Below are 11152 nucleotides of genomic sequence, written 5' to 3'. Positions count from 1 at the left end.
GCCCGGGGCTGGCGGCGGCTGGCCACGGCTCGCGGCCCTGCGCTTCGCTTTGTCATCACCCTGCCATCTCCGGCCGACGCCACATGAGGATATCCGGCCCGCCAACGGTATTCCGTTCGCAAGGCCGGGCTTGCAGGCATCTAATCGAAATCGGCTGCGGGCGCCAAAGTCTTCGTGCGGGGTTATGAAAAATTCACATTCGAAATGGGCAATCGTTCACGCCGCCTCGCCCGCCGCATGGCCGCTCGACCAGGCCCATTGGAAGTTATAGCCGCCCAGCCAGCCGGTGACATCGACCGCCTCGCCGATGAAGTGGAGGCCCGGCACGGCATTCGCCGCCATGGTGCGGGACGACAGATCGCGGGTGTCGACGCCGCCGGCCGTCACCTCGGCCTTGGCGAAGCCTTCCGTGCCGGCGGGTATCACGCGCCAGCCGTTGATGCGGGCGGCGAGGCCGGCCAGCGCCTTGTCCCCGGTCTCGCCGATCGGCCGGGGCTGGTCGCCGGCCAGGGCCTGGGCGAAGCGCGCCGGTAGCGCCTCGGCGAGGATGGTCTTCACCTCGGCGCGCGGCCGCCCGGCCTTGCGCGCCTTCAGGAAGGCGGCGATATCGGTATCCGGGGCGAGATCGAAGCTGATCGCCTGCCCTTCCCGCCAGTATGACGAGATCTGCAGGACGGCGGGGCCCGACAGGCCGCGATGGGTGAACAGCAGATTCTCCCGGAAGCTGGCCTTGCCGAGGCGGGCGACAGCCTCCACCGAGACGCCGGACAGCGGCGCCGCCAGCGCGAGGTCCTCGGCGCCGAGGGTCAGGGGCACCAGGGCGGGGCGGGGCGGGATGACGCGGAGGCCGAACTGCCGGGCCACGTCATAGGCGAAGCCGGTCGCGCCCATTTTCGGAATGGATGGACCGCCCGTGGCGACGACCAGGCTTTCGGCGGCGATATCGCCCTTGTCGGTGGTCACCCGGAAGCGGCTGCCGTCATGCGCGATGGCGGTCACGGCGCGGCCCAGCTCCAGACCGACCCCCGCCGCGTCGCATTCCGCCAGCAGCATGGCGAGGATCTGCCGGGCCGAGCCGTCGCAGAACAACTGGCCGAGGGTCTTTTCATGAAAGGCGATGCCGTGACGGTTCACCAGATCGATGAAGTCGTGTTGCGTATAGCGGCTGAGCGCGGATTTGCAGAAATGCGGATTGTCGGACAGGAAGCGCTCGGGCTTCGCGTCCAGATTGGTGAAATTGCAGCGGCCGCCACCCGAGATCAGGATCTTGGCCCCCGGCTGGTCGCCATGTTCAATGACGACGACCCGCCGCCGCCGCCGGCCAGCCGTCATGGCGCAGAATAACCCGGCGGCCCCGGCCCCGATGACAATGACGTCGACTTCCATGATTACTGTTCAGCGTCTTTCTGCGATCTGTATACAATCGAGATCTGTTCGGGCATTGGGAACCCTGGATTGACCCAAAGCAATGCGCGCCCTATGCTCAAGGCGGAGCATGTTCCGGTCGGGGGCTTCCCAGCAGCCGATTCCAGGGGAATCGGCAGGCGGGGAGTGGCCGTGCACACGTTTCGCTCTTTGTAATTCAGGACTTACCGGGGGGTAAGATGATGTCCAGAATAAATGGTGCCAAGCATAGCCTGGCTGTATCCGCTATCGCCCTGACCATCGCGGCCGGCTTCGGCATCGGCTCCGCATGGGCGCAGGCCGCCATCATCGACAACGGCACCGTCGCCATCGGCGTCAATCCCGAAGGCAATCTGATCACCGGTGGCGTGGGGCTGACCTTCCTCGATCTGCCCGCCGGTGGGCAGGACGCCCTGGCGCCGGGCTGCGCCTGCGAGGCCTGGGGTGTCGCCGACTTCTCGACCCGGGACGATGTGACGCCGTTCTTCGGCAATGCCGGCGAAGCGACCGGCGATCGCAATCTCTTCGATGCGACGCTGACCGTGTCGGGCACTGGCACCGATCCGCGCTCGACCGGCGACAGCGCGATCTCGACCGTCAACGTCGGCGCCGCCGGCTCGGACCGTCGTCTCTCGGTCACCCATGAATACAGCCCGAGCGTGGATTCCCGCCTCTACGAGGTCGACGTCTCGATCACCAACATCGGCACCACCGACATCACGGAACTGCGCTATCGCCGGGCGATGGACTGGGATATTCCGCCGACCGAATTCAGCGAATTCGTGACCATCGCCGGCCTGCCGGCGGGCAATATCGTCGCGACCAGCGACAACGGCTTCGCCAATGGCAACCCGCTGGAGGCGACGGGCAGCATCTCGGCGCCCGAGAACGAGAATTTCGAGGATAACGGTCCAGACGATCACGGCGCCACCTTCGATTTCCATTTCGGCAATCTCGCGGTCGGCGACACGCGCGAATTCGTGATCTTCTACGGCGCCGCCGCCAACGAGGCGGAGGCACTGGACGCTCTGCGCGCCGTCGGGGCGGAAGTCTATTCGCTCGGCCAGTCCTCGGGCGTCGGCGGTGCGGAAGACGGCACGCCCGCCACCTTCATCTTCGCCTTCGCGGGTGTCGGCGGCACGCCGATTGGCGGCCAGCGGGCGGACTTCACGCCGCTCTATGTCGATATCCCGATGCTGGTATCGCAGAGCCATTTCCGCAACGTCGGCCTGCGCCTGTCGGGCAAGATCGGCGGCGGCGAGACCAGCACCCTGTCGACCGTCGCCTCGATGATGGATGGCGCGCCGGCTGAAATGGGCGCCGCGGCGGGCGACACGATGGCCAATAATGTCTTCGGCGTCGAAGGCCTGCGCGCCTTCCTCACCGGGTCCTACAACGGCTCCTCGCTCAGCAGCCAGCCCGGCTTCTCGGGCAGCGACACCGATGGTTTCTCGATCACCACCGGCATCGACTATGAACTGATGAAGGGCGAGGGCGTCGTCGACAGCATGATCGCCGGTATCGGCTTCGGCTGGTCGGGCTTCTCGTCCGATATCCATGACGCGGGTTCCGATGTCGATGGCACCGGCCTCACGCTGCTCGCCTATGGCTCGACCACGATCGCCAAGGATCTGAACATCGATCTGACGGTCGGCTATAGCTGGATCGGCTACGACAGCACCCGCGATACCGGGCTTGGCTCCGCCGATGGCGACATCGATGCCCGCGACCTCAGCGCCCGCCTCGGCATCGGCTATGATATCGCGCTGCCCAACGACGTGCCGAAGACGTCGCTGATCGTCACGCCTTACCTCGATGTCGGCTATTCCTATGCCGAGGTCGACAGCTACACCGAGACGGGCAGCCTCGCGGTTTCGGTCGAGGGGTTCAGCACGGACTCGCTGACCACCGAGGTCGGCCTGCGCGGCTCCTTCACCGTGCCGTCGCCGATCTTCTCGGATACCGTGATCCTGCGCGTCTCGGGCGGCTGGGTGCATGAATTCCTGGACGACGGCTACACGATCCAGCAGCAGCTGGGCACCACGACCCTGACCGCCCGCACCGGCGATCCGGACCGCGACTATGCCCGCATCACCGGCGGCCTCGCCTTCCCGGTGGCGCCGGACTTCGCCATGGGCATCGATTACGACGGCACCTATGGCAACAGCGACTCCAGCAGCCAGATGATCTCGCTGCGCAGCCGCGTCGCCTTCTGATCGTCGTCGGTCCCGCCGACAAAAGGAAACGCCCGGGTTTAGGCCCGGGCGTTTTTCTTTGGGCGATGCCGATGTCTCAGGGCGCGGTCTTCGATCCCAGCAGATGGGCGGTCAGATTGGCGTCGGGGATCTGGTGCACGCGCTCGAACAGGCGGGAATAGGTCGCCTTGCGGATCAGCCAGCGGCCGTCCTGCTTCACGTATTTGTCGACATAGAACGAACTGCCCTCGACCACCGTGTTGCCGAAGGCGAGGCTCATGGTCCAGTCGATCAGGGTCCAGTGACCGTCGGCGGTGTCGTCGTCATGCACCTCGATGATCGGGTGGTGCACCGTGTGGCTGCTGACGAGCTGCGGGTTGAAGGCCTCGCGGATCGCCTGCATCACATTATCCCGCCCGACATAGTGGAAGCGGTAGATGCCGCCCTGGTAATCGACCTCGGCATCCGGGGTCAGCAGGGATTCGAGCAGGGCGAGGTCGCAGGTGTCGATCGCCCGGCAATATTTGTACTTCAGCTGCTTGATCAGTTCGATGTCTTCGAGGCGCAGGGCCATTTTCTCTCTCCTCCCGGTCAGGCGGGCATGTATTCGCCGCCGTTGACGTCCAGCGTCGCACCCGTCACCTGGACGGCGTAATCGGACAGCAGCATCAGGGCGGCGCGGCCGCATTCCTCGTCCGGCGGAATCCGGCCGAGCGCGATGCGCGCGGCGGCCTCGGCCACGGCTTCTTCCTTGGTCTTGCCCATGGTCATGGCGCGCCATTCGAAGAACATGTCGGTGGCGGGGCCGCCCAGCCAGCCCATGGTGGTCATGTTCACCCGAACGCCCTTGGGGCCGAGTTCCAGCGCAAGCTGGCGGGTCAGCGAGGCGAGGGCACCCTTGGCCAGGACGTAACCGCCTTCGCCCGCCATGGGCTTGCGATCGGCCATGGTGCCGATGTTGACGACGGCACCCTTGCCCCTGGCCTCGAATGTGGGCAGCACGGCGCGGATCATGTTCAGGGCGCCGCCCACGATCACGTCGAAGGCGAGGCGCAGATCGTCCGCGTCATTGTCGAGCAGCGGCACCATGGGCGGGTGGTAATAGGCGGAGTTGATCAGCCCGTCGATCGTGCCGAAAGCCTCGATCGCGGTGGCGGCGACGCGGGCGCAATCCTCGGGCTTGGTCACGTCGCCCAGCACCGAGACGGCCTTGCCGCCATTGGCCAGAATATCCTTCAGGACATCGCCCATCACGAAATCGGAACGCGACATCATGACGACGCTGGCGCCGGCGATGGCGGCATCGCGCGCCATCTTGGCGCCCATGCCCGGGCCGATGCCGGTGACGATGACCACCTTGTCCTTGAGCAGCATGAGGTCCCCCCTGGTTTCAGTTCTTCAGGAACGTGTCGATATAGAAGGCGAAATCCGCCTCAAGCCCGGGTTTGGTCAGGCCGAAGTCCTCGGCCGTGTAGTGATGCGCCGGGTGGCGGTCGCGGGCGTTCTGGTCCAGCCATTCCCGCATCGCCGCCTGTTCCGTCTCGCCGAAGGCAAGGCCGAGGGCGGCATAGACGCGCCGGGCCTCGCCCACGGGATCGCGCTGGACATCCTCGTAGCGGGCGTCGATGAAACGCGCCGGATGCTTTTCGCGAAGGGCGATCACCTCGGCCAGCGAACGGCGGAAACGCTTCACCCAGAAGGGGCCGATGGCCTTGGTGTCGAGCCTGTCGGTATTCGGCTTGGTCAGGGCGGCGGCCATGCTGGCGTAGGACGGCACGGTTTGCACCGGCGTCCGGTGGGTCATCACCACCCGGCATTCCGGGAATACGGCGAAAAGGGCGGGCAGGGCGGTCAGGTGATGCGGCGACTTCAGCAGCCACTTCTTGCCCCGGCGCTCCGGCGCCTGCCACTGCAGGAGTTTCAGCCAGGTCTTCAGCTCGCGGTAGGCCGGTGTCTGGTCGAAGTCGAGCAGGAAGGCATCGTAACCCGGCACCTTCAGCATGGTGGCATAGCCCGTCGAGATGAACGAGCGGTCGAGCAGGAGGACATCCTCCTCGTAACCCACCGGGTCGATGGGGTGGATCGCCGCGATCTCGGGCATGGTGGCGAGATAGATCGCCGTCATCTGTTCCGCCGCCTCGACGCGGGGACTGGTGCCGCCCGGCGTCTCCCCCGGGAAGGGAATGGGGTTCAGCAGCTCCCACGAGAAGGTCGAGGTGAGTTCCGACGAACAGGCCAGCAGGCGATGCAGCATGGTGCTGCCGGTGCGCGGCAGGCCGACGATCTCGGCCATGACCTCGACCTTTTCCTCGGCGATCTCGGGATGGTCCTTCAGCAGCTGGATGAAGCGCAATCGCTCGGACAGGGATTTCAGCAGGCTGCCACCCTGGATGAAGGTGCCCATCTCGGACAGGTCCGCTTCCTCGTTGAGGGAGCGCACGAGGGCGTTCAGCGGCGCGAGAAACCAGGGATCGCCGAAATCGGCGAGGCCCGTCTCGGCCTTCGCCTGGGCCATCAGTTTCTCGACCGAAAAGACCTCGGCCATGGGATATCCTCCTGTAACTCTTATCGTCTTCTGATCGTCATCCCGGCGCAGGCCGGGATCTGGTTCGGAATGGGCGCTTCTTCCGGCGCGAGATCCCGGCCTGCGCCGGGATGACGCCGTCGTCAGAGGTCAATCACGCGGCAGCGCGGCAGCGGATGCGTCGATGCGCCCAGCCAGCGCAGCAGGGCGGTGCCGCGGTCATGGCCGGCGGTGTCGATCCAGTTGCCGAAACCGGGGTCGCGGTTGGCGATCACCAGGGTAAGGCTGCCGTCCGCGTTCAGCTTCGCGCCGTGCTTGTTGATCCAGACGCGGTGGTGCCGGTAGTCGAGGGATTCCATCCACCAATTGTTCAGCTGGAAATTCCAGTAAGGGCAGTCCGGCACCTCGGTCTCGATCACCCAGGCCTGATCGGGGCCCAGTTCCCAGTAACCGTGCAGGTAGAAGATGTCCGGATCGCCGCCGGCGCGCAGGAACATGTCCTGGCCCCAGTCGGGCAATTCGTTCGGCCGCGTCATGAACAGCTCGGTCCATTGCGCGAAGATGAAGGCGGTGCCCATCACGCCCATGGCGGCTTTCTGCAGCGCCTCGTTCAGATCGGCGGCGCGTAAAGGCGGCGGCGTGGCCGGGCCGCCGATCCGCTCGATCGTGTAATGGCCGGGTTTTTCGGTCGCGTGATCGAGATAGGACTGACGCACGACGAGGAGGGTGGAATCCGGGGCCAGGGGCAGCCAGTTGCCGGGCTTGGGCGTCGCCGAGGCGATGATCTCGAAGCTGCCATCCGGCCGGATGTCGAGGCCGCGGTCGTTCAATTCGCCGGTCGAGGACATGGTGCCGTCGATGGCATAGCGATTGGCCTTGGAGCCGATCGAGAAATAGGCGATCGAGCCGCGCTGGCCCCGGATCAGGTAATCGCGATCGCCCGCGACCGTCGCCGACAGATAGACATTGTCCGGGTTGTCGGCGCCGATCTTCACGGTTTCATGGGCGAGGCGGCGCAGAGCGGGGAAGTCGGGATCGCTGTATTCGACCGAGGCTTCGAGGAAGGCGCGGGTCAGCCGGCTGAGGTAGCGGATGCCTTCCGCCCGGTCGAGGACCGTGGCGGGCGCCTGTTCGCGAAAGAGGATGTTTCCGGCATTGGCGATCGTCTTGCAGAAATCCTGCCACGCTTCGCCCGAAAGAATTCGATCGTCCGCCGTTCCCGCCATCTTCCCTCTCCCGAAAATGGAAAATTTCTGTTTTCCTTGGCGCCGATCATCGCAGCGGCGATCTTTCCGTCAAGGGGAATCTGTCGCGTATCGAAAGGAACAGGCGTTGGCGAGGCGAGACGAGGCGGAACTGCGCGAGGCGATCCTCGACGCGGCGCGGGGTGTTTTTCTGACCGAGGGCTTCGCCGCCGCTTCAGTCGGCGCCATCGCGCGGACGGGCGGGGTCTCGACCAAGACGATCTATCGCTTCTTCGAAACGAAGACCGACATCCTGGTCGCGGTGATTTCGGGCTTCATGGAAATGATGCTGCCCGGGCTCGACGAATATGTCGTCGAGAGGCGGGACGAACTGGAGCCGGTGCTGAACCGGATCCTGAATGGCCTCGCGCCGCTCGGCCTGTCGGAAGGGGGGCTGGCTGCCAACCGGCTGGCGACGACGGAGGTGATGCGCGTGCCCGAAATGGTCGCGGCCTTCTACCGTGAGGGGCACGAGAAGATCGTCGCCGCCCTTGGCCGCTGGCTGGCGCGCCAGCAGGACGCGGGATACGTCCGCCTGACCGATCCCGAGCAGGCGGCGGCCATGCTGCTGTCCATGGCCTATGCCGACCTGACGCGGCGCGCGACGATCAGCGGCGCGCCGCCCTCGACCGAGGCGATCCGCCTCTGGGTCAAGGACGCGGTGGCGGTCTTCCTGCGCGGGGTCGCCGCCTGATCAGGCTTTTGTCTCGAAGGCGGCCTTCACCGCCTGATAATCGGTTTTGCCCGAGCCGAGCAGGGGCAGTTCGGCGACATGAACGACCAGCTTGGGCAGCAGCAATTCGGACAGGCCCTTCTCGTGCAGGTGATGGGCGAAGGCATCGCGCCTGGCGTCCGGGCAAGTGGTCATCAGGCCGAGGCGCTCGCCCTTGGCGGGGTCGGGCAGGTTGACGACGGCATGGGCGAATTCCGGCCAGATTTCCACCGCCTCATGCTCGACCGCGGCGAGGCTGACCATTTCGCCCGCGACCTTGGCGAAGCGCTTCGCCCGGCCGAGGATGGTGACGAAGCCGAGATCGTCGATATCGACGATATCGCCGGTGTCGTACCAGCCGCCCGGCGGCACTTCCAGCTCGCCCGGGCGGTCGGGTCGGAAATAGCCCAGCATGATGTTGGGGCCGGTGACCACCAGACGACCACCCCGCGTGATGCCCTCCACCGGTTCCAGCCGGGCGCGCATGGCGGGCAGCAGGCGGCCGACCGTGCCGGGCTTGAACTGCATCGCCGTGTTCACCGCGATCACCGGCGAGCATTCGGTGGTGCCATAGCCTTCGAGGATGCGGACGCCGAATTTCTCGCCGTAGATCCGCCGCGTCTCGTCCTTCACCCGTTCGGCCCCGGCGAAGATGTAACGGGTCGAATAGAAGTCGTAAGGATGGGCGGCGCGGGCGTAGCCGTTCAGGAACGTGTCGGTGCCGAACATCATGGTCGCCCCGGTCTCATAGGCGAGTTCGGGAATGGCCCGGTAATGCAGCGGCGAGGGGTAGAGGAAGGTCTTCACCCCGACCATCAGCGGCAGCACGAGGCCGCCCAGCAGGCCAAAGGAATGGAACACCGGCAGGGGGTTCAGCACCCGGTCGTTGCCGGTGATGTCGACGATGGAGGCGACCTGGTTCAGGTTGGCGTTCAGGCTGCGGTGACTGAGCACGACGCCCTTGGGCAGGCCCTCGCTGCCCGAGGTGAAGAGGACGACGGCGGGATCGTCCGGCCGCGTCGCCAGTTCGCCATGCAGGAAGCGGGGGGCCCTGGCGGCGGCCAGACCCCAGAGCTTGTCGGTCAGCTTCAGGCCGGCGCGGACATCTTCGAGATAGATGATGGTGGCCACCTCGCCGATCGCCTTGATCGCGTCCTCCAGCTTCGCCATGGCGACGAAGCGGCGGGAGGTGAGCACGGTCTTCACCCTGGCCGTCCGGCAGGCGGCGGCCATGGTCGATGGCCCGGCCGAGAAATTCAGCATGGCCGGCACCCGGCCGAAGCAGAGCAGGGCGAAGAAAGTGACGGCGACGCCCGCCGTGTTGGGCAGCAGGACGCCGGTGATTTCCTTCTCGGCCGTGCGGCGCGACAGGGCGCGGCCCAGCACGAAACAGGCCATGATGAAGCGGTTGTAGGTCAGCGGCTTGCGGTCCTGATCCTCGACGATCGGCAGATGGCCGCCGTGATTGGTGCGGGCGTGCAGCAGCGCTTCCCACAGGTTCACCTCGAGATCGACCGAGGCGAACATCATCTCGACCATGACGTCATAGAGCTTGTTGCCGACGACCTGGCGGCGTCGGCGGCCGGTCAGGCCGGCCGGGACATCGAAGCGCCGGGGCTCGAGAATATGGATCGTCACCTTGGGGAACAGGCGGCGGTGCAGCTTGCCGCCGAGGCGCGAGAACAGCGAATACTGCGGCCCCTCGATGCGGACGGGCAGCACCATGGCGCCCGCGCGGTCGGCGACCATGCCGGGGCCTTCGTAGATCTTCATCAGGCCGCCCGTCACCGTCGGCCGGCCTTCGGGGAAGATCACCATGGGCGTGCCATCGGCGACCGAGCGGATCAGCGCCTTCACCGCGACCGGGTGGGACGTATCGATGGGATAGAGCCGGATCAGTTTCGACAGCAGGCGGGCCGCCCGGCTGCGCGCGATGGTGGCATTGGCGGCGAAACGCAAATCGCCCGGCAGGAAGGCGGCGAGCAGCGGCGCGTCGAGATGGGAGACGTGATTGGCGACGATCACCACGCGCGGGCCGGCCTTGGCGACATTCTCGATGCCCTTGACCTCGACCCGGAACAGAAGGCGCAGCAGGCGGGCCGCCGCCGCCTTGAACAGGGCTTCCGGCCACAGGCGCAGGGCGGAGGGCAGCACGGCGAGGGCCGACAGGCCAAGGGCCAGGAAGAGCTCGGGCAGACCGAAGCCGACCGCGCGCAGCAGAAGGCCGAGCAGCAGGGCGGCGGCCCCGGCGAGGCCGACCAGCAGGCCGGTGATGGCGTAATGATGGGCGGTCGCCCGCTCGTCGCTCGGATCGCCGGTCAGGACCAGCAGCGGGATCGACAACAGGCCAAGGGCGGCGGCGAGGAAAAAGGTGTCGATCGCGACGCGGACCGCGGCGGCATCGCCGGCCAGGGCAAAGACGGTGCGCGGATCCATCCCCCCCGCCGCGCCGACATCGATGCTGGCGGCGGTCACGAACAGATCGAAGGCGGCGAGGGCGGCGATGCCAAGGGCGAGCGGGGCCAGGGCCGCGTTCACCGGCCCGCGCGAGAGCCGCAGCAGGATGAAGGCGCCAAAGCCGGTGCCAAGGGCCAGGATGCCGAGAAGGCCATATTCGGCGAGGCCATCGCCCAGCAGGATCTGGCGGGCCAGCGCCGGCAGATAGGCCACCAGCAGAAAGGCCGCCGCCGCCGTCCAGGCGACGATGACGGCCGCCGACCAGGGCGTGCCCTGGCGACGCATCCGCTCGATCGTGTCGAACACGCCGCCCCGCGCCATCAGGGCGAGGTCGACATCGTCTTCCGTCGGGCGGTGGCCCAGCGTGGCGGCGGCGAGATAGCGCGTCAGCCACCAGCCGGCCCCGGCGACGACGACGAGCACCAGCGCCAGCAATCCCTCGCCACCGGGCAGGGGCATCAGGACATGGCTTGCCCCGATGCCGAGGGCGGCGGCGATGAAGACGGCGCTCAGCGCCCGGGCGACCCCGGCCAGGCGCCTGTCGGCGTCGAGGCGGCGGTGAAGGGCGGACAGGATCAGGGGGCCGATGACGGCGCCGACGATGCCTTCGAGGGCA

8 protein-coding genes are annotated in these 11152 nt (G+C 66.7%); 2 read left to right on the top strand and 6 right to left on the bottom strand.

Features of this window, described 5'->3' with window-relative positions; all coding sequences use genetic code 11:
• Positions 1 to 216 precede the first annotated feature (216 nt).
• Positions 217 to 1386 carry an NAD(P)/FAD-dependent oxidoreductase gene (locus WAZ62_RS19455; protein ID WP_422645191.1) on the bottom strand — a complete coding sequence of 390 codons (1170 nt, stop codon included), beginning with the start codon at positions 1384 to 1386 and terminating at the stop codon, positions 217 to 219.
• A 218-nt stretch (positions 1387 to 1604) separates the two neighbouring features.
• Here WAZ62_RS19455 and WAZ62_RS19450 point away from each other — a divergent pair, with 218 nt between their 5' ends.
• Positions 1605 to 3620, top strand: coding sequence for an autotransporter outer membrane beta-barrel domain-containing protein (locus WAZ62_RS19450; RefSeq protein WP_422645190.1), 2016 nt, complete (start codon positions 1605 to 1607; stop codon positions 3618 to 3620).
• Positions 3621 to 3696: 76 nt separating this feature from the next.
• Here WAZ62_RS19450 and WAZ62_RS19445 read toward each other — a convergent pair whose 3' ends face one another.
• The 4 genes from WAZ62_RS19445 to WAZ62_RS19430 form a co-directional block, all read right to left on the bottom strand.
• Entirely contained in the window at positions 3697 to 4173 is a 477-nt protein-coding gene (locus tag WAZ62_RS19445) for a nuclear transport factor 2 family protein (protein ID WP_422645189.1), read from the bottom strand.
• Between the two features lie 17 nt (positions 4174 to 4190).
• Complete coding sequence (locus WAZ62_RS19440; RefSeq protein WP_422645188.1) at positions 4191 to 4973, bottom strand: SDR family oxidoreductase; 783 nt, start codon at positions 4971 to 4973, stop codon at positions 4191 to 4193.
• 16 nt (positions 4974 to 4989) lie between these two features.
• The gene (locus WAZ62_RS19435) at positions 4990 to 6144 is read right to left on the bottom strand and encodes a sulfotransferase family protein (RefSeq protein ID WP_422645187.1); all 1155 of its coding nucleotides are present in this window, start codon (positions 6142 to 6144) and stop codon (positions 4990 to 4992) included.
• A gap of 122 nt (positions 6145 to 6266) precedes the next feature.
• Positions 6267 to 7349: a DUF1214 domain-containing protein gene (locus WAZ62_RS19430; protein ID WP_422645186.1), complete on the bottom strand. Its 1083-nt coding sequence runs from the start codon at positions 7347 to 7349 to the stop codon at positions 6267 to 6269.
• A 106-nt stretch (positions 7350 to 7455) separates the two neighbouring features.
• Here WAZ62_RS19430 and WAZ62_RS19425 point away from each other — a divergent pair, with 106 nt between their 5' ends.
• Positions 7456 to 8061 (top strand): TetR/AcrR family transcriptional regulator, encoded by a 606-nt coding sequence (locus tag WAZ62_RS19425; RefSeq protein ID WP_422645185.1) that lies wholly within the window; start codon positions 7456 to 7458, stop codon positions 8059 to 8061.
• On the opposite strand, the gene WAZ62_RS19420 is transcribed toward WAZ62_RS19425, so the two are convergent.
• The coding region (locus WAZ62_RS19420) for an AMP-binding protein (protein ID WP_422645184.1) at positions 8062 to 11152 on the bottom strand (3091 nt) is incomplete at its 5' end.

This window comes from Zavarzinia sp. (assembly GCF_049306435.1).
Classification (GTDB): Bacteria; Pseudomonadota; Alphaproteobacteria; order Zavarziniales; family Zavarziniaceae; genus Zavarzinia.
Note: the sequence above shows the minus strand (reverse complement) of the source record. Positions and strands in the feature narration are given on the sequence as shown.